The 16,175-nt window shown below is 53.4% G+C and carries 24 protein-coding genes; 13 read left to right on the top strand and 11 right to left on the bottom strand.

The window, feature by feature from the left end:
• Nucleotides 1–92: 92 nt before the first annotated feature.
• The gene (gene tcmP / locus DFR30_RS07600) at nucleotides 93–953 is read left to right on the top strand and encodes a three-Cys-motif partner protein TcmP (RefSeq protein ID WP_132972087.1); all 861 of its coding nucleotides are present in this window, start codon (nucleotides 93–95) and stop codon (nucleotides 951–953) included.
• An 18-nt stretch (nucleotides 954–971) separates the two neighbouring features.
• The gene (locus DFR30_RS07595) at nucleotides 972–1,712 is read left to right on the top strand and encodes a DUF5131 family protein (RefSeq protein ID WP_132972086.1); all 741 of its coding nucleotides are present in this window, start codon (nucleotides 972–974) and stop codon (nucleotides 1,710–1,712) included.
• Between the two features lie 92 nt (nucleotides 1,713–1,804).
• Here the strand turns inward: DFR30_RS07595 and DFR30_RS07590 are convergent, their stop codons facing one another.
• From DFR30_RS07590 to DFR30_RS14430, 3 genes are read right to left on the bottom strand one after another with little or no spacing between them, the layout of a single operon-like run.
• A complete protein-coding gene (locus DFR30_RS07590) occupies nucleotides 1,805–2,596 on the bottom strand; it encodes a DUF4824 family protein (protein WP_132972085.1) in 792 nt (263 codons plus the stop codon).
• Entirely contained in the window at nucleotides 2,593–2,910 is a 318-nt protein-coding gene (locus tag DFR30_RS14435) for a hypothetical protein (protein ID WP_207891843.1), read from the bottom strand. Before DFR30_RS14435 ends, DFR30_RS07590 begins: the two co-directional genes overlap by 4 nt.
• Nucleotides 2,894–3,289, bottom strand: a complete 396-nt coding sequence (locus DFR30_RS14430) for a DUF2157 domain-containing protein (protein ID WP_207891842.1) — start codon at nucleotides 3,287–3,289, stop codon at nucleotides 2,894–2,896. Before DFR30_RS14430 ends, DFR30_RS14435 begins: the two co-directional genes overlap by 17 nt.
• A gap of 235 nt (nucleotides 3,290–3,524) precedes the next feature.
• Between DFR30_RS14430 and DFR30_RS07580 the strand changes: the two genes are divergently transcribed.
• Genes DFR30_RS07580 through DFR30_RS07570 form a run of 3 tightly spaced genes read left to right on the top strand, consistent with a single transcriptional unit; the run spans nucleotide 3,525 to nucleotide 4,688 of the window.
• On the top strand, nucleotides 3,525–3,767 hold the full coding sequence (locus DFR30_RS07580) for a type II toxin-antitoxin system RelE/ParE family toxin (RefSeq protein ID WP_341539294.1): 243 nt from the start codon (nucleotides 3,525–3,527) through the stop codon (nucleotides 3,765–3,767).
• A gap of 9 nt (nucleotides 3,768–3,776) precedes the next feature.
• Nucleotides 3,777–4,073: a HigA family addiction module antitoxin gene (locus tag DFR30_RS07575; RefSeq protein WP_132972083.1), complete on the top strand. Its 297-nt coding sequence runs from the start codon at nucleotides 3,777–3,779 to the stop codon at nucleotides 4,071–4,073.
• 9 nt (nucleotides 4,074–4,082) lie between these two features.
• Entirely contained in the window at nucleotides 4,083–4,688 is a 606-nt protein-coding gene (locus DFR30_RS07570; RefSeq protein ID WP_132972082.1) for a DUF6940 family protein, read from the top strand.
• Here DFR30_RS07570 and DFR30_RS07565 read toward each other — a convergent pair.
• Nucleotides 4,672–5,031 (bottom strand): HVO_A0114 family putative DNA-binding protein, encoded by a 360-nt coding sequence (locus DFR30_RS07565; protein WP_132972081.1) that lies wholly within the window; start codon nucleotides 5,029–5,031, stop codon nucleotides 4,672–4,674. The genes DFR30_RS07570 and DFR30_RS07565 overlap by 17 nt on opposite strands.
• Before the next feature lie 2 nt (nucleotides 5,032–5,033).
• Entirely contained in the window at nucleotides 5,034–5,321 is a 288-nt protein-coding gene (locus tag DFR30_RS07560; protein ID WP_132972080.1) for a toxin-antitoxin system TumE family protein, read from the bottom strand.
• A 116-nt stretch (nucleotides 5,322–5,437) separates the two neighbouring features.
• On the opposite strand from DFR30_RS07560, the gene DFR30_RS07555 reads away from it, so the two are divergent.
• Entirely contained in the window at nucleotides 5,438–6,349 is a 912-nt protein-coding gene (locus tag DFR30_RS07555) for an amidohydrolase family protein (RefSeq protein ID WP_132972079.1), read from the top strand.
• 67 nt (nucleotides 6,350–6,416) lie between these two features.
• Nucleotides 6,417–6,572, top strand: a complete 156-nt coding sequence (locus DFR30_RS14785) for an HVO_A0114 family putative DNA-binding protein (RefSeq protein ID WP_165869137.1) — start codon at nucleotides 6,417–6,419, stop codon at nucleotides 6,570–6,572.
• Nucleotides 6,573–6,613: 41 nt separating this feature from the next.
• Here the strand turns inward: DFR30_RS14785 and DFR30_RS07550 are convergent, their stop codons facing one another.
• Nucleotides 6,614–7,729 (bottom strand): tetratricopeptide repeat protein, encoded by a 1,116-nt coding sequence (locus tag DFR30_RS07550; RefSeq protein WP_132972078.1) that lies wholly within the window; start codon nucleotides 7,727–7,729, stop codon nucleotides 6,614–6,616.
• Nucleotides 7,730–8,151: 422 nt separating this feature from the next.
• Here DFR30_RS07550 and DFR30_RS07545 point away from each other — a divergent pair, with 422 nt between their 5' ends.
• The 4 genes from DFR30_RS07545 (at nucleotide 8,152) to DFR30_RS07530 (ending at nucleotide 9,783) form a co-directional block, all read left to right on the top strand.
• The gene (locus tag DFR30_RS07545; protein WP_132972077.1) at nucleotides 8,152–8,448 is read left to right on the top strand and encodes a HigA family addiction module antitoxin; all 297 of its coding nucleotides are present in this window, start codon (nucleotides 8,152–8,154) and stop codon (nucleotides 8,446–8,448) included.
• Nucleotides 8,449–8,564: 116 nt separating this feature from the next.
• Entirely contained in the window at nucleotides 8,565–8,744 is a 180-nt protein-coding gene (locus DFR30_RS07540; protein ID WP_132972076.1) for a hypothetical protein, read from the top strand.
• Nucleotides 8,745–8,769: 25 nt separating this feature from the next.
• Complete coding sequence (locus DFR30_RS07535) at nucleotides 8,770–8,976, top strand: DUF2905 domain-containing protein (protein WP_132972075.1); 207 nt, start codon at nucleotides 8,770–8,772, stop codon at nucleotides 8,974–8,976.
• A gap of 108 nt (nucleotides 8,977–9,084) precedes the next feature.
• A complete protein-coding gene (locus tag DFR30_RS07530; protein WP_165869136.1) occupies nucleotides 9,085–9,783 on the top strand; it encodes a ParA family protein in 699 nt (232 codons plus the stop codon).
• An 89-nt stretch (nucleotides 9,784–9,872) separates the two neighbouring features.
• Here the strand turns inward: DFR30_RS07530 and DFR30_RS07525 are convergent, their stop codons facing one another.
• The 3 genes from DFR30_RS07525 to DFR30_RS07515 form a co-directional block, all read right to left on the bottom strand.
• A complete protein-coding gene (locus DFR30_RS07525) occupies nucleotides 9,873–10,616 on the bottom strand; it encodes a Mut7-C RNAse domain-containing protein (RefSeq protein WP_132972073.1) in 744 nt (247 codons plus the stop codon).
• Between the two features lie 130 nt (nucleotides 10,617–10,746).
• Entirely contained in the window at nucleotides 10,747–11,256 is a 510-nt protein-coding gene (locus DFR30_RS07520; protein WP_132972072.1) for a DUF4124 domain-containing protein, read from the bottom strand.
• A gap of 83 nt (nucleotides 11,257–11,339) precedes the next feature.
• Nucleotides 11,340–11,750, bottom strand: a complete 411-nt coding sequence (locus DFR30_RS07515) for a TusE/DsrC/DsvC family sulfur relay protein (protein WP_132972071.1) — start codon at nucleotides 11,748–11,750, stop codon at nucleotides 11,340–11,342.
• A 204-nt stretch (nucleotides 11,751–11,954) separates the two neighbouring features.
• On the opposite strand from DFR30_RS07515, the gene ahr reads away from it, so the two are divergent.
• Complete coding sequence (gene ahr, locus DFR30_RS07510) at nucleotides 11,955–12,956, top strand: NADPH-dependent aldehyde reductase Ahr (RefSeq protein ID WP_132972070.1); 1,002 nt, start codon at nucleotides 11,955–11,957, stop codon at nucleotides 12,954–12,956.
• A 68-nt stretch (nucleotides 12,957–13,024) separates the two neighbouring features.
• On the opposite strand, the gene DFR30_RS07505 is transcribed toward ahr, so the two are convergent.
• Both DFR30_RS07505 and DFR30_RS07500 read right to left on the bottom strand, forming a co-directional pair.
• Nucleotides 13,025–14,515: an ABC transporter permease/substrate-binding protein gene (locus tag DFR30_RS07505; protein WP_132972069.1), complete on the bottom strand. Its 1,491-nt coding sequence runs from the start codon at nucleotides 14,513–14,515 to the stop codon at nucleotides 13,025–13,027.
• On the bottom strand, nucleotides 14,512–15,264 hold the full coding sequence (locus DFR30_RS07500; RefSeq protein WP_132972068.1) for an ATP-binding cassette domain-containing protein: 753 nt from the start codon (nucleotides 15,262–15,264) through the stop codon (nucleotides 14,512–14,514). Before DFR30_RS07500 ends, DFR30_RS07505 begins: the two co-directional genes overlap by 4 nt.
• A 105-nt stretch (nucleotides 15,265–15,369) precedes the next feature.
• Here DFR30_RS07500 and DFR30_RS07495 point away from each other — a divergent pair, with 105 nt between their 5' ends.
• The gene (locus DFR30_RS07495; RefSeq protein ID WP_132972067.1) at nucleotides 15,370–16,158 is read left to right on the top strand and encodes a class I SAM-dependent DNA methyltransferase; all 789 of its coding nucleotides are present in this window, start codon (nucleotides 15,370–15,372) and stop codon (nucleotides 16,156–16,158) included.
• Nucleotides 16,159–16,175: the final 17 nt, after the last annotated feature.

Here is a 16,175-nt window from a genome sequence, read left to right as displayed (position 1 = left end):
TATTCTTTTATCATTCAGGAGGTTGACAAATATCATAATACTGTATATAAGAACAGTATTGGTCATGTGTGTAGCCTGAACAAGGATTTGCTATGAGGCATAGTTTTGGCGGTCCGTGGACACGGAAAAAACTTGAAGTACTTGAGAAATATCTCAAGTTCTATTCAACAGCGCTACGCAATAAATCGTTTACTTTACACTATGTCGATGCATTTGCAGGTACGGGTTCTCAGGACCCCAAGGAAATAGAATTCCAAGAGCAAATGCTCCCCTCTGAAGACTTCCAGGGCTCGGTAAGAATAGCGCTTGATGTGAATCCAGGTTTTCACCAGTATCATTTCAACGATCTAAATCCTGAATACATCACACCTCTGAAACAGATCAGAGAAGAGTACCCGCATAAAACGATTCATATCACCCAGAAAGATGCCAATATATTTGTGCCGGAGTTCTGTAATACATTAAGTAGTACAGACAGAGCTGTATTGTTTCTAGATCCCTATAATACGGAACTAGATTGGCGTACATTGCAACATGTCACCAAATCTCAAAAAGTTGATTTGTGGCTGTTATTTCCTATTTCTGTCATAGCAAGAATGACACCACGGGACGGCGCGAAAATCAGGCCCGAATGGGAAAAAACGCTGACTCGATTGCTGGGAACCGGGGATTGGAAAGATGCTCTTTATAAACCTAAGCAAAAACCGCCAACGGGTGATCTGTTTAATTCTACAGACCCAGACGATGCAACTGAGCGGTTGAATATCCAGGAACTTGAAGAATGGGTAACAAAGCGTCTAAAACAGTCTTTCAATTACGTGGCCAAGCCACTTATGCTATACAATAATAACCGGCCACTATTCCTGTTTTATTTTGCGGTTTCTAATCCGAATGAAAAAGCCTGGCGACTCGCAGATAAAGTTGTCCAAGATATTTTAAAAAAACAACACTAACCCAATTTTGAGGTTCATATGAGCAAAATCGAGTGGACAGAGCAAACCTGGAACCCGGTTACTGGTTGTACAAAAATATCACCAGGCTGCAAACACTGCTATGCAGAAACCATGTCAAAACGATTGCAGGCAATGGGTGCGCCAGGTTATGAAAACGGCTTTAAGTTGAGCCTGATGCCAGATCGTCTATCTCAGCCTATGAAACGAAAAAAGCCAACGATGTACTTTGTTAACTCCATGAGTGATCTTTTTCAGGATGGGGTTCCTTTCGAATTCATTGAAAAAGTAATGGCTGTTGTCGAAGAAACACCTTGGCACACATACCAGATATTGACCAAGCGTAGCGCAAGGATGCACCAGTATTTTCAAAGTCATTCAGTTCCAGATAATGCCTGGTTAGGGGTATCCGTTGAAGACAAAGAATACGGCAAGCCACGAATTAGAGACTTGCAAAAAATAAAGGCAAGAACACGTTTCTTGTCTATCGAACCTTTACTTGAAGATTTAGGCAAGCTGCCTCTTTCCAACATTCATTGGGTGATTGTGGGTGGCGAGTCAGGCATTAGCGCAAGACCAATGCAAGAAACATGGGCTTTAAAGGTCAGGGACCAATGCAAAAAGGCCGGCGTAGAGTTCTTTTTTAAGCAATGGGGCACATGGGGCAAAGACGGGATAAAACGGAGTAAAAAAGCCAATGGCAGAAAGCTGGAGGGGAAAACATGGGATAGGATGCCAACTATAACTGTAGCGGTACAGTAATATGATAATATTTGGGGTCAGAGTAGAAACTCTTCGGAATCTTTTTTACTCAGAATAAAAGGGTAATCCCCCTGGAAAATAAAGGTGGCGAATTACTTTACCCCCACTGCCCATGGCTCCAACCACCGCCCAACTGCCAGAGTCACCTCGTAATCAGGGTCGCGGTCTCGTTCGAATACACTTCGATATTCAAGCGGTATATTGACCCGGCTGACGGCGACTTCATTTACAAGTCCCTGTACCACCCATTGATCATCGTCTTGCTGATTCACCCGGGCGCGTACCGTGCCGCGCAGCACGATGTTGCGCGCGGTATCGGGGTAGCGCTGGCGCAGTGTTTGTGCGTCCAGCCCGGCGTCGATGACAAACAGGCGTGAGGCTTTGTGCTGTTCACGTTGCAGGCGTTTCTGGCTGTCCCTGGCCGCTTTTTCCAATGCTTCGTCATCCGGGTTGCGATCAGCCAGCGCCTGTCGTTGTTCCGTTACTGCCTGCTGGCGTGCGAGTGCAGCCTGGTAGGCCGGGCCGTTGTATTCCAGCACCAGGAAGACTTCTTGTGGCAGGCTGTGGTTGAGGCGACGCCGGTTATCTGCGCGGCTTGTCGCGTCTTCTACCGGAAATCCCAGCGCGGCCAGTTTGGCCTGATCCAGCCAGGGGGCTGGCAGGTAGCGGGAGGGGTTATCACGCCAGTCGAGTCTCAGCGCCAAACCACTATTTTCACGTTCACCTCCCCAATTGTACGGGAGGTTCAGCTCACGCTCGCTGAGGGTAACGCGGGCGTCCGGCTCACCGGAGCGATTGTACGCAACACAGGCCAGTGCCAGTGCGTTGGTAAGGAGGATAATGCCGAGCCCGGCGATCCAGGTGTGCGGGTTTTTCCAGGTCATCCGGTGGCCACTCCACCGTCTTCTACGTTGGCGCTGCCGCGCAGCCGTTTGAAGATCACCAGGAACAGTAGCGCGGTCAGGCCGATGACGAGGAAGAACAGGTATTTCGGCATGATGTCCCACCACCAGTCGAAGAACTTGGTATAGAGGAAGATGACAAAAAACACATTACCGGTATTGGTCACTTCGGCATTGTGGTAGCGAATGCCATACCCGATGGCCAGCGCACTGAGTATAAACCCGGCCAGCTGGTAACCCCCTTCGATCAGGTCACGATCGGCAACCAGGTAACTCCCATCACCCCAGATAGCCACTCGTATCGCGTTTGGCGATCAGGCCGGTGGCGCTGAAGGTGGCGAGCGATGCCAGCACCAGAATGCTGACCTGTGCCGTGCTGCCGAAGCGACCCCAGAACTGGTAAAAGAGGAAAAATATACTGGCCGCCAACGCCAGCGCGCCCAGGAACGAAGCGATGCGCATACCCAGCGAGAGCTGCCTGGCCTGCCGGTTACGGTCAATGCCAAAGGTTTGCGAGAAGCCGGCAAGCAAGTCGTCATGGTAGGTGTGAATGGCACGCTGCTGGTCGGCGCTGAGCTGCATCACACCCTCGGCTTCCAGCCGGGCGACCTCTGCCTGGAAGGACCTGATCTGGTTGGCGCGTTGTTGTGCCTGTGCTTTGGAGTCGGGTTCCATGTGTTGCACCAAGGATACGGTTTTCTTCAGGGCAAGTATATAAACAGGGGGTTATCCGAATCCCGATTGATGTAACATCGTGCAGTTGAAGTAAATCACCGCTCAGGAGGCCAAGGATGGCACCCGTTCCATACTCTGTAATCCCGAAACTTTTCCGATGCCGCTTGACATATTACGTTTCCCGTAATATGTTTCCCGTATGATTCGGGCGTTCGTGTGCAAGGACACGGAATCCTTGTTTAACGATAACGTTGTTCCGCGTTTCAAAAACATTGAGCGAGTTGCCCGCCGCAAGTTGCTGTACCTGGATCAGGCCAGACGCCTGCAGGATCTGAAGGTACCTCCTGGCAATCGTCTGGAAGCCTTAAAAGGCAACCGTAAGGGACAACACAGCATCCGGATTAACGATCAATGGCGTATTTGCTTCTGCTGGAATTTCGGCGAAGTGACGGATGTTGAAATTGTGGATTATCACTGAGATTTTGTTATGGCTAAAAAACTAACACCCATCCACCCCGGCGTAATTCTCCGGGAGGACTTTCTGAAACCCATGGAGATCAGCATCAATCGGCTGGCACGGGATATCTATGTGCCGCCCGGCCGGATCAGTGAAATTGTGAATGGTAAGCGTGGTATTACTGCGGATACAGCGCTACGCCTTGGGCGTTATTTCAGCGTGTCCCCGGAGCTCTGGATGGGCTTACAGACTGAGTATGATTTGCGGATGGCAACACAGACGGTCGGGAAAGAAATTGAGAAGCGGGTTCATCCGCATGCGGCTTAGGGGTCGCCGATGTGGCACATGATTCAGGAGCAACTGCAACCGGGAAGTACTGACCCGTACCGGATTACCGCGGATGACGGCTCGGTACTGAGTTATGCGCAGGTTATCGAACACTGGGGAAATAACACGAGTTTCGCCCTGTTCTTTTCGAAGCAACTGGCTGCCAGTGCATTTGAAGCATTCTTGTGGGAGACACCGCCGATTACCCGTGACAGCTTACAACGCCCGTTTGAATACGTGCTGGTAGACAGCCCCCGGCTTGCCCGGGCATCACCCGATTCAACAGCGTTTGCTGAACACTTCGAAACAGACCGTGGACAGATGATGGTCAGTTTCGACAATCTTGGTGGCGATGCCCGGTTGATTGCACCTTGTCCACTGGAACCCGTGAGTGCCTGTACACACCTCGCCGCTTTTCTGCGCCAGGCGCCGGCTAATGCAGTGGTGGAACTATGGAGGTCAGTTTCCGAAGCGGTTTCCAGTGCTTTAAGTGACCAGCCGTTGTGGGTCAGTACCTGTGGTCTTGGTGTCTATTGGTTGCACGTCAGGCTGGATAGTGTTCCAAAGTACTACCGGTATGCGCCCTATCAAACCTATACTATGCAGCCTCTGTAAGGCCGGCATGAATAACGATCTCATCGTAGGGAACGGTTAACACGCCCTTTTCGCCCTTCTCGATCAAACCCAGTTCGTCCAGCGCGCTGACATCGGTGTGGATGTTTTTATAATCCCTGCCCAATGCCTGCGCCAACTGACGGGTATTCAATGTGCCTTGACGCTCTGCCACGTAACGCAGCAGTTCAAGACGTTTCTCTGTGATGGCTGAGAACAGGTCCTTGATACTGCCAAATGACAGCCTGGGGGTGACCTTCTTTCCGGCCTTGGCTTTATGCCAGGTTTCAACGGCTGCCTTCAATGCGTCACTGGAACGCATAACTTCAATCTCAATACGCTTCATGGTCACCACTCCCAGTCCGCAAGTCGGACGCAGTCGCTGCGAAAATCTTCAACCAGTCTCTCTATAGACTGGAAAGGATAATGCTCTTCCTGAGCGCCATAGTGACGGTGATCGCCTTTACCGGTCTCATTGTCGTAGCGCACATAACAACTTTCTGCGGTACCGCAAAAGAATCGGTATTTAAGGCTATGCGGTCTTTCCACGGAGTTTTCCGGCAATTGCCAGATCACCATTTCAACGATCACATCACCACGGGTTGCCTTGTGGTAGAACAGCTTCCTTGCGTTCATATGGTCTTTTACACCATAATTATATATGGCGTCAAGCACCATAACTTCTTAAGTGTAACCAGGGATCAATAGATGGGGACAGACACAATTATCCCCGCCTCCAGGGACTTTGTTCTATGCTGCAACCCATGCGCTTCCTTGTTTACTTGCTGTTTGGCCTGTTGTCACTACCCGCCTGGAGCGCGCCGCCGCTGGCCGATGTACACGTTCATTACAAGTGGAGCCAGGAGGATGTAACCAGCGCACAGCAGGCGGTAGCGATCCTGGAGGAAAACGCGGTCGCACTGGCGGTGGTGATCGGCACCCCGGCAGAACTTGCGATTGAGCTCCAGAGGTTGGCGCCGCAACGTGTCATTCCGATCTGGAGCCCGTACCGGAAACCGGGCGACTGGTCGACCTGGGCGCACGATGCAGACGTGATAGACCAGGCACGAAAGGCGCTTGAGTCCGGCCAGTATCATGGCATCGGCGAACTGCACCTGGTCGGCGGCTTTGCACCGCCACCGCACAGCCCGGTCATTGCCGGTCTGGCCGCTGTCGCCGAAGACTTTGACGTACCGATGCTGCTGCACACCGAATTCAGCACAGCGGATTACATGCTCAAGCTCTGCCTTCGCTATCCCCGTGTGAAACTGCTGTGGGCACACGCCGGCGCCATTCTCACACCCGCGCAAGTGTCGGATGTGTTGCAGCGTTGCCCCAACGTTTGGGCCGAATTGTCTGCGCGCGACCCCTGGCGTTTCGTCAATAACCCCATTACTGGCGATGACGGCGCCCTGCTCCCCGAGTGGCGCGACCTGATCGGCTCCTTTCCCGATCGATTCATGGTGGGTTCAGACCCTGTGTGGTCAGTGGAACGACTGGACAGTTGGGACGAACCGGACAGTGGCTGGCAGCAGTACGGTCGTTTCATCGCTTTTCACCGTGGCTGGCTGCGCCTTCTTCCGCCCGACCTGGCGCAAAAATTACGCAGGGACAACGCGGCAGCTTTCTTTAGAAAAACGGGACCAGTTAAAGGGGGGCGGTGACGGACATCACCCTTTGAGGCGGATAAAGTACTTCGGTAAATACAATGCGGAGATGTAGCCGGAGTCATTGAAGGCACTTGCTGATGCGGTAGGCCGCGAGCCCAGCAACCTTTCAAGAACGCTGAAAACAATGGTGCATTATGGCTTTGTTGAGCTTGTTAAGAAGAACAGGCCGGTGAAACCTGTTGTAAAAGCAACGGAGTTTGAGATTAACGCTGCATAATGCGCTTCAGCCCCCTTCTTTCTCTCCCCTCGCCGTCGGGCTCAACCCTGCGACGGCGGGCTGGTGAAAGGTTTGACCGGCTTCTTCTGCGCGGGATGCTTCTTCAGCCAGCCCAGCAGCTTCTGCAGCCTTGCCAGCTGCGCTATCGCCTGTTCGTGTTCCGGGTCCGCTTCGATGGCACGTTTGTAATAGCCTTCGGCCCTGTAGAGTTCGACCTGGTCTTTTGACTGGTGGCCTTTACGGTAGTAGTACAGGCCCAGTCCGTAAAGGGCGTTCGCGTGGTCGGGATCATGGCGCAGCACATTCTTGAAAGACTTCACGCCCTCCGCAGGTTTTCCGTCTTCCCAGTACAGCTTGCGACCCTTGCCGTACCAGGCTTTGGCGAGCAGGTGATGTCCCATGCCGGATTCGGTGATTTGCATCGACCGGTTGAGGATATCGATGGCCTTGTCGTACTCCCCTCGTTTGACCAGGAAGCTGCCGTAGTTGATCAGGCTCCAGGCCGAGTCGGGTTTGAGTTCGATGATCTTCAGGTAATAGTGTTCGGCTTTTCCATACTGCTTCGTGACCCTGTAGGCGTTGGCCAGGTCGCTGTAGGCGAAACCGGTAAACAGCGGGTCGTCTGTGGACGCAAGAACCCGTTTCGCCAGTCGAATCTCTTCTTGCCAGTCTTTTTCCTTATGGGCGATGTCCCCCTGGAGAAAAAGCAGGCGCACCGCGTCCGGGTCGATTTCCGCGGCTACCCCGGCGCGTCGTTTCGCATTTTCCAGGTCCCCTTGATAGAGATAGGGATAGGCGCTGAAAACCATCGTATCAAGGCTGTCGGGGTTGATTGCCAGCGCCTTGTGGAAATACTGAACGGAAAGCTTCAGGGATTCCTCGCTGTAGTTGGTGCGGTTGATATAACCGGCCTTGAGGATCAGGCGTCCCGCCAGGATCCAGGATAGTTCGCTTTCGGGGAATTTCTGTTGCAGTTCGGAGAGGATCTCTGCGGCCTGCAGCAGCTTCGCGCGACTGCCCTCGGCCTCGTCCATCAACCGATGGGCCTGTTCATAGAGTCGCGATGCTTCCCCGCTGTCACCCGCGGCGTTCCAGGCCGCAGCGAGAACGAGGAAGAGGATCGCGAAAGCTTTTCCCTGCCAGTGAGCGAGTCTCATCCCGTAGCTTCCCTGTGTGGTAAAGAGCCAACAGGGGATGTTTCGGCGCCGGGCGCGGGGGGCTTTAGCATTCGACGGAATTTCAAGGTAAGCGGAAAAGCCTCTGCCGACGTGGCTGAGTATCAGAACCTGGCAACAGTTGATACTAATAGGCTTTACTTACCTCCGCGTGTCGCCCTTTATGCGTAATCGCCCGTAGAACGATTTGTTCCGAATGATGTAATATCGTGCAGTTGAACTAAATCACTGCTCAGGAGGCCAAGGATGGCACCCGTTCCACACTCTGTAATCCCGAAACTTTTACCATGCCGCTTAACATATTATGTTTTCCGTATGATTCGGGCGTTCGTGTGCTTTGCTTCTGCTGGAATTTCGGCGAAGTGACTGATGTTGAAATTGTGGATTATCACTGAGATTTTGCTATGGCTAAAAAACTAACACCCATCCACCCCGGCGAAATTCTGCGGGAGGACTTTCTAAAACCCATGGAGATTAGCATCAATCGGCTGGCACGGGATATCTATGTGCCTCCCGGTCGCATCAGTGAAATTGTGAATGGCAAGCGTGGTATTACTGCAGATACAGCGCTACGTCTTGGGCGTTATTTCAGCGTCTCACCGGAACTTTGGATGGGTTTACAGACTGAGTATGATCTGCGAGTCGCGACACAGACTGTCGGGAAGGAAATTGAGAAGCGGGTTCATCCGCATGCGGCTTAAGCTAAGGCACGTTAAGCGATTGGCGGGAGTATTGTCTGGGTCCGGAGGACAGCGGCTTCTGGCGGGACCACAAGTCCGCCAAGGTGAGCATAATCCGTAAATAACAGGGGTCGCCGATGTGGCGCATGATTCAGGCACAGCGGCAACCGGGAAGTACTGACCCGTACCGGATTGCCGCGGATGACGGCTCGGTACTGAGTTATGCGCAGGTTATCGAACACTGGGGAAATAACACGGGTTTCGCCCTGTTCTTTTCGGAGCAACTGGCTGCCAGTGCCTTTGAAGCGTTTCTTTAGTAATAATTAAGGTAGCATTCTCGATATGGCACGTTTGCTCATCATTGCAGGTTCAATCATTCTGGTCCTGGGGCTAATCTTACAGTTCGCCCCCTGGTTGCTGAACTGGTTCGGCAAACTGCCGGGCGATATCCGTGTCGAGAGCGGTCGCAGCAGGATCTTTATTCCCATTACATCGATGTTCATTGTCAGCGTCATTGTTACGGCGCTGATTAATATCTTCAGGCGGTGACGGTAAATACATCTGACTGGCGTACTCACTTTCATGTGCCGGCAAACCTGTTATTATCTTAAACCCCTGAATACACCAAAAACGACTTGCGACGAGGTACGTCCCACTGTGCTGCGAATCACCGTCATGAATACCAAGGGTGGTTGCGGAAAGACCACCGTGGCCACCAATCTGGCCAGTTTCTGCGCAGCTCAGGGCTATGGCACCGCCTTGTTCGACTACGACAAGCAGGGCTCCAGCAGCCGCTGGCTTAAAGCGCGCCCCCCCGAACGGGCGCCCATCCACGGTGTGACTGCGTTTGAGCCGCCGCGCGAAGGCATTACCCGCACCTGGCAAATGAAGGTCCCGGAAAACACTCGCTTTGTTATCACGGATACGCCGGCCGGCTATGCCCTGGTGGATATCGAAGACCGTGTGGCCGAGGCGGACATCATTCTGATCCCGGTGCTGCCCTCCTCCATCGACATTCACTCCACCGCGGATTTTATCCGCGACCTGCTGCTGGTCGGTAAAGCGCGGGTGCATAACACGCGCCTGGCGATTGTCACCAACCGTACCCGTATCCGCACCAAAGCCGTCGAAAAACTGGAGCGTTTTCTGAAAAACCTGGATATCCCGGTGATCGGCAGAATCCGTGACACCCAGTACTATGTCACGGCCACTGAACAGGGACTCGGCATCCATGAACTGGGCGAACGCGATGCGAAAAAAGACATCGAGACCTGGGCGTCATTACTAAAGTGGCTGGAAGGTGATGCGTTGCCGTTTCCCGATGAACAGACGGTATTGAAAAAAGTTTCCGGTTAACAGCGCCCCCGTTATGTGGATGCCATTACCCACAGCTTGCCGGGTGCCCTGGCGGCACACCATTTCGATGCCACGGTGGCCGGGAAAATTCATTTCAACCTCTCTGTAAAGCTGTCCAGTAAAGCCTGCATGCGTTTGTGATGGCTGCCTTCCCAGTAGACCTGTCCGCAAGATTTACAGACCCTGAACGTGTCATAGAACTGCCTGGTTTTCGGCTCCAGTCGTTTTGATACAGATTGTTTGTCTGTATCACTCAGCTCACCGTTGCAACGGGCGCAACGCGTAAACGGTTTTACCTGTCGATACAAATCAAAACGTGCCAACACTTCCCTGACCTGTTCCCTGGGTTTTGTGGCGCGAACAAAATATCCGCGAGTGATGATTTTATGCTGTAACAGAGCCCGGTCGCGCGTTAGTACAATGCGGTTTTCATTCCGGGCGATGTCGGCAATGGATTTGTCGGTATAGTCATTGCGGTACAGACTGTCAAAACCCAGCAGACGTAAATAGCGTGCCAGCCGACCCAGGTTGCAGTCGATCACAAAGCGCGCCACCCGCAAGGGTTCAGGCCGCAGGCGAATCAGTGGACTGATATCCAGGCTTTCAAACACCGGATAGACGCTGATCTGGTCACCGTCTTTGACAATATAGGAAAAGTCGACCGATTTCCCATTGACCAGAATCAGTTCGACCTCGGGATGGGGTACACCAAAGGACTCAATCATATCCTTGACTGAAGTGCGCCGGTCAAACGTGTGATCAATGCTCGTTTTGCGCAATGCAGGCGCCAAAAAATCGTTCAGCTCTTCATAAAACCGCAACTGCACGTGCATTGTGAAACGTCCTGGGAAAAAGGGAAAAGAAGGAAAAAGGGGACAGATTTATTTTAGTCCGGCTGGCCGTTGATACGGGCCAGGTGGCGTACCCTTTCGATAACGGCATCCCCTCACCGCCCGCCAATAGCTAGCGGTTGAAGAAGGCGCGTGCCGAACCGCCATCTCTGCCCGGTCGGTCACCGCCTTGATGTGGTGTCGGCATCGGATAGCGCCAGTACCCTGGTGGGTAAGGCCGGGGGGGATATCGGTAGCGAGGCGGGTAGTAGGCAGGACCCACCGCATTGTTTCTATAGTAGCTTGGTTGCGCAGCCAGCTGCGATTGCTGTAACTCTCGTTCTTGCAGAAGTATTTTTTTTCGTTCGAGCCGCGCACGTTCACGTTCCAGTCGGCTGGCTTCAATGCTGTTTGCGACGTCGAGTACTGGCTGATAAATCGTAGTGGCAGGTGGAGCAGGCTCGGGGACAGAAACATCCAGAATTTCAAGGCTGGAAAAACTGGTTTCAGGTGGCGCTTCTGCGTAGTGTGTAACGCCGTCATCCCCTGTCCACTTGTAGATCTCCGACCCACAGGCCACGCCGGCAACAAGCGTTAACAAGGCAGATAGTATGGCTGCAATCAGGTGCTTGTCTGGTTTCATACTCCGATACCTCACATTACCCCTCGTCTAAGTATAGCCCCCATATCGGTAAATATATCACGGTGATAACCAGACACCCCAGCCTAACGCGCCGTTCCCTGTCCCTTGTTCTCAGTCAGGTTCGGTACCGGCAAACCCGCTATCCTCATGCCCTGGGCGACCGGCCCGTTCGGAAACAGGCGTCGCAGGTACTTGCGACCACCGGCATCTTCGAACCGTGCGTCGAGCATGTCTCCCAGCACTCTTCCGGCTTTCGCGAACCCGTGTTCAAGAAAATGGTCGCGCAGGCTGTAAATAACGGCCAGATGGGCGTCATCGAGCTTCAGGTCCTCGTTCGCAGCCAGCGCACGTCCGATGTCTTCGTTCCACATATCCAGTACGCGTTGACGGCGTGTGCGCTGCTGGCTGTCGGTATCGGTATCCACACTTACATCGCCCGCTTCCTGCATGGCTTTCTGGAAACCACGACTGATTTCTTCAATATTGTATGTCATTGTTTTTTACCTGGCTGAGGAACAGTGGTGTAAGTGTATAGGTCAATGGGATCAGAGTCGATTGATCGACAAATGGCGACAAATGGAACGGAGGGGATAATATTATATCCCTCCGCCCCCTTTCCGTACCCTTTCCATAGGCTAAACTCTTGATTGCGCGGTGCATGCAGAGAGCATGGATAATTCGCTCACAGGAGAAGCGTAATGATAAAAGCTTATGCGGCATTCAAACCTGGTGGAGAGCTAAGACCCTACGAATATGACCCCGGTCCACTCGGTGCCCATCAGGTCGAAATCAATGTCGAACACTGCGGCATCTGTCACAGTGATCTCAGCATGTTGGATAACGAATGGGGGATGACAGAGTACCCCCTCGTACCCGGGCACGAAGTCATCGGAACAATCGCTGCAGTCGGCGGTGCTGCGACACACCTTGAGGTTGGTCAACGCGTGGGATTGGGCTGGCATTCCGGCTACTGCATGTCCTGCGACTCCTGTATGTCGGGCGATCATAATCTCTGCGCCAATTCCGAGGCTACAATTGTCGGACGCCACGGTGGGTTTGCCGAAAAAGTACGCGCCAGCGCGGTCAGCGTGTTTCCGCTACCGAAGTCGCTCGATTCAGCGACTGCCGGACCGTTGTTCTGTGGTGGAATAACGGTTTTTAATCCACTGACTCAGTTTGACGTTTCTTCGACCGCCAAGGTCGGTGTGATCGGTATTGGCGGGCTCGGCCACATGGCGCTTCAGTTTCTTAACGCATGGGGTTGCGAGGTTACGGCTTTCACTTCGAGCCTGGCGAAACAAGAGGAGGCACTCAAACTTGGTGCGCACCATGCGCTCAGCTCCAGAGACTCCTCGGCACTTGAATCTGTGACTGGCCACTTCGATCTGATCCTTTCTACCGTAAACATCAAACTGGACTGGAATGCCTATATGTCTGCCCTTAAGCCCAGGGGCCGCCTCCATTTCCTTGGCGCGACATTGGACCCCCTGGATCTGCAGGTGTTTCCCATGATTTTGGGACAGCGTTCGGTGTCGGGATCGCCGGTTGGTAGTCCGGCTACTATTCGGCGCATGCTGGATTTTACAGCACGCCACCAGATCAAACCGGTAACAGAGCAATTCCGTTTAGAACAGGTGAACGAAGCAATCGCGCGGCTCAGGAGCGGACAGGCACGCTACAGGATTGTGCTCAGCCGCTGATCGTTAATTGGGGAACAGACCAGAATGGCACTTACTTAAGCAATCGGCTCCAGGGTCTTGAAAAGACATCACGGAGACAACCTTCGCTCGACGAGTTCAAATATCCCCTGCACCAGTAGCGCCAGCACAGCGGCCGGGACTGCGCCTTGCAGGATCAGGCCGGTGTCGTCAAGACGAATACCGGTAAGGATGGGTTGGCCATACCCGCCGGCACCAATGAGCGCGGCAAGTGTTGCGGTGCCGACATTGATAACCGCCGACGTTTTGATGCCCGCGAGAATAGCACCCGTTGCCAGGGGCAGTTCTACAATGCGTAGCCTGGCACGCGATGGTAGTCCAAGCGCCTGGGCAGACTCTACAATAGCCGGTGAGATGCCTCTGATGCCGGCATGGGTGTTACGAATGATCGGTAGCAGGCTATAGAGAAACAAGGCCACCACCGCAGGTGGCCCACCGATGCCAAGCAAGGGTATCAGAAATACGAACAGCGCCAACGAAGGAATGGTCTGGATAATACCGGCGATGCCAAGCACGATATGGCCCACGCGCGCATGGCGTGCCGCCACTATGCCCAGCGGAATGGCCACGAGGATAGCCGCAGACAGTGAGATACCCACCAGTACAAGATGTTCCCGCGTATGTTGCCAGAACCGTTGCCAGGTCGTTTTTACCTGGGGGTCTATATCCAGCGCCAGATTTTCTTCCAGAAAACGGGCCGCCATCACGGCTTCGGCCTCACCGTTCAGTTTGACCCGGGCGTTCAGTTCCCGCATTGCCGGTGCGTCGATACGGCCGACCAGCCGTTTGAACAGGGCTACCGCTTCCGGTGCGCGTTGTTCCAGATCGGCGCGATAGAGAATCACGGCATTGTAGGCGGGGAAATAATGCAGATCGTCCTCGAGTGTACGCAAATGATAATAGCTTATCTCTGCATCGGTCGCGTAAAGATCGGTTACCTGCAGTGTGCCCGATTCGATGCCACGATAGGCCAGGTCATGGTCCAGGCCCCTGACGTTCTGCTGCGGTAGCTGATAGCGTTGTTGCAGACCAGGCCAGCCGTCCGCCCGATCCATGAACTCGTTACCGAAACCCAACACGAGTTCGGGATGGTCGCGCAAGTCAGAAATCTTGCGCAGCTTGAGCCGCGCAGCCAGTGTCTCTTTCATCCCGATCGCATAGGTGTTGTTAAACCCCAGTGGACGGGTCATTCGCAGGCCATGTGCGGCAAGGGCCTGCCTGAGTTGCGCCTCGGTCTGTATATTCTCCTTGGCCAGAGTCTCCTGCATCAGGGTGCCCGTGTATTCCGGGTAGGCGTCGATCTCGCCACTGAGTAACGCATTCCACACGACGCGGGTGCCCCCCAGTTGTCGCTGGTGACTGGCCTCGATGCCGGCACGCTGAGCCAGGTGACTGAGCATGTCACCCAAAATGACCGACTCGGTAAAACTTTTGGATCCAATGGTGATCTTGACGGGCTCACCGGCCGCGAGAACCGGGTGAGCCAGTGTCGTGGCCAGTAACGCTGACAGCAGCATGCCTGTCCATCGGCTGATGCTCATTGCAGCACCCTGGCGAGTTGCTCCATGGGCCCACGCTGGGCATTGATAAACTGCGTAACAAACGCTTCGGCCGGTGTCCGGGCCAGTGCCTTGAAGGGGCCTGTCTGCACGATGCGTCCCTCGCGCATCAGCACCAGGGTATGCCCGAAAAACGCCGCTTCGGCGATGTCATGGGTGACCATGACGACCGTCTTTCCCAGTTTGGCGAAGATGGATTTGAGCTCTTGTTGCAGCTCATATCGAATCATCGGGTCCAGTGCCCCCAGCGGTTCATCCAGCAGCAGTAGCTCCGGGTCAAGCATCAACGCACGCATCAGGCTGACGCGCTGGCACTGCCCGCCGGAAAGCTCTGCGGGAAAACGGCTCATCAGGTTCAGGGGCAGACGTACCAGTTGGGCCAGATCGGCAAGCCGGTGTGAAATCCAGTCGGCATCGCGCCGCAGGTAGCGCGCCATCACGGTCACATTGTCACGGACCGTAAGATGCGGAAACAGGCCGCCCTCCTGGATGACGTAGCCCATGCGCTGCCGCAGCTCGAGAAGGTTTGATGGCGCTAATTGTGTCCCTCCCAGCGTGATGTCACCGGTGTCTGGCTGAATGAGGCCTACGATCAAGCGTAGCAGTGTGGATTTTCCACAGCCGCTGGGTCCGATGAGCACCGTGGTCTCGCCGGCTGGCACCTGGAGATCGGTCGACGCCAGGACCAGCGTGTCGTTATAGCGTTTAGAAACGCCGGAGAGTATCAGCATCAATAGAGTGTGTTGGATTTACCCATGGGACTCAAGGAATCTGCGTATAATGGCGCTTTTGCCATGCCTGTCATGGCCAGATTGATTCATTGACGTGGGAAAGTTATGCCGAAAAGACACAGAATACAATTTCCGAAATCCGGGGTAGACAATCTCAATCAGGATGAGGCTTTTTTCTATCTGCAAGGCTCGGGGGGGCGGCGGAAAATCAGATTTCACGATTATGACGAGATTTATCAGGTACCCGGTTTGTATGAGCAAATCTTTTATGATCGCCTGAAATGCACCTCTCCGGTAAAAGTGGCGACTATTCTCGAGTCCGCTGTCAAACAATCTCAGGACAATTTCACAGAATTACGGGTACTGGATTTAGGTGCAGGTAACGGGATGATGGGAGAGGAGTTGAAAAAGCACGGGGTATCACGTCTGGTAGGCGTGGACATCATCCCGGAAGCTTATGACGCCACTATCCGTGACAGACCCGGTTTGTATGATGAGTATTATGTCGAGGATTTCACAACCCTTGATAAAGAAAAGAAAGAAGATATTGCCTCATGGCAATGTGACTGCATGGTTACTGTTGCTGCCCTGGGCTTTGGAGATATTCCGACCAATGCTTTCATTGAAGCATTCAATATTATTTCTGCTCAGGGGTGGGTGGCATTTAACATCAAGGAAACCTTTTTTAACGAAAGCGACAAGACTGGATTTTCATCCATGATCCGTGAACTGCTTTTCTCGAATTTTATCCATGTCTATCACATCGAGCGATACAGGCATCGGCTTTCTATCGAGGGTGAACCTCTTTATTATTACGCGATTGCCGGGCGTAAAAACGCGGATGTTCCGCAAGCGTTTCTGGAATCGAAAGGCATCATACCCGCCATGCAATAATGGAATAGCGGGCAGCG

The organism is Thiogranum longum, assembly GCF_004339085.1.
GTDB classification, from domain to species: domain Bacteria; phylum Pseudomonadota; class Gammaproteobacteria; order DSM-19610; family DSM-19610; genus Thiogranum; species Thiogranum longum.
This window is presented reverse-complemented; position numbering and strand designations above follow the sequence as displayed.

What these genes read in the sequence shown, in the direction of transcription:
- tcmP (WP_132972087.1), top strand. Translation starts at nt 93, where the DNA reads ATGAGGCATAGTTTTGGCGGTCCGTGGACACGGAAAAAACTTGAAGTA.
- DFR30_RS07595 (WP_132972086.1), top strand. Translation starts at nt 972, where the DNA reads ATGAGCAAAATCGAGTGGACAGAGCAAACCTGGAACCCGGTTACTGGT.
- DFR30_RS07590 (WP_132972085.1), bottom strand. Translation starts at nt 2,596, where the DNA reads ATGACCTGGAAAAACCCGCACACCTGGATCGCCGGGCTCGGCATTATC.
- DFR30_RS14430 (WP_207891842.1), bottom strand. Translation starts at nt 3,289, where the DNA reads ATGGAACCCGACTCCAAAGCACAGGCACAACAACGCGCCAACCAGATC.
- DFR30_RS07575 (WP_132972083.1), top strand. Translation starts at nt 3,777, where the DNA reads ATGGCTAAAAAACTAACACCCATCCACCCCGGCGTAATTCTCCGGGAG.
- DFR30_RS07570 (WP_132972082.1), top strand. Translation starts at nt 4,083, where the DNA reads ATGTGGCACATGATTCAGGAGCAACTGCAACCGGGAAGTACTGACCCG.
- DFR30_RS07565 (WP_132972081.1), bottom strand. Translation starts at nt 5,031, where the DNA reads ATGAAGCGTATTGAGATTGAAGTTATGCGTTCCAGTGACGCATTGAAG.
- DFR30_RS07560 (WP_132972080.1), bottom strand. Translation starts at nt 5,321, where the DNA reads ATGAACGCAAGGAAGCTGTTCTACCACAAGGCAACCCGTGGTGATGTG.
- DFR30_RS07555 (WP_132972079.1), top strand. Translation starts at nt 5,438, where the DNA reads ATGCTGCAACCCATGCGCTTCCTTGTTTACTTGCTGTTTGGCCTGTTG.
- DFR30_RS07550 (WP_132972078.1), bottom strand. Translation starts at nt 7,729, where the DNA reads ATGAGACTCGCTCACTGGCAGGGAAAAGCTTTCGCGATCCTCTTCCTC.
- DFR30_RS07545 (WP_132972077.1), top strand. Translation starts at nt 8,152, where the DNA reads ATGGCTAAAAAACTAACACCCATCCACCCCGGCGAAATTCTGCGGGAG.
- DFR30_RS07540 (WP_132972076.1), top strand. Translation starts at nt 8,565, where the DNA reads ATGTGGCGCATGATTCAGGCACAGCGGCAACCGGGAAGTACTGACCCG.
- DFR30_RS07535 (WP_132972075.1), top strand. Translation starts at nt 8,770, where the DNA reads ATGGCACGTTTGCTCATCATTGCAGGTTCAATCATTCTGGTCCTGGGG.
- DFR30_RS07525 (WP_132972073.1), bottom strand. Translation starts at nt 10,616, where the DNA reads ATGCACGTGCAGTTGCGGTTTTATGAAGAGCTGAACGATTTTTTGGCG.
- DFR30_RS07520 (WP_132972072.1), bottom strand. Translation starts at nt 11,256, where the DNA reads ATGAAACCAGACAAGCACCTGATTGCAGCCATACTATCTGCCTTGTTA.
- DFR30_RS07515 (WP_132972071.1), bottom strand. Translation starts at nt 11,750, where the DNA reads ATGACATACAATATTGAAGAAATCAGTCGTGGTTTCCAGAAAGCCATG.
- ahr (WP_132972070.1), top strand. Translation starts at nt 11,955, where the DNA reads ATGATAAAAGCTTATGCGGCATTCAAACCTGGTGGAGAGCTAAGACCC.
- DFR30_RS07505 (WP_132972069.1), bottom strand. Translation starts at nt 14,515, where the DNA reads ATGAGCATCAGCCGATGGACAGGCATGCTGCTGTCAGCGTTACTGGCC.
- DFR30_RS07500 (WP_132972068.1), bottom strand. Translation starts at nt 15,264, where the DNA reads ATGCTGATACTCTCCGGCGTTTCTAAACGCTATAACGACACGCTGGTC.
- DFR30_RS07495 (WP_132972067.1), top strand. Translation starts at nt 15,370, where the DNA reads ATGCCGAAAAGACACAGAATACAATTTCCGAAATCCGGGGTAGACAAT.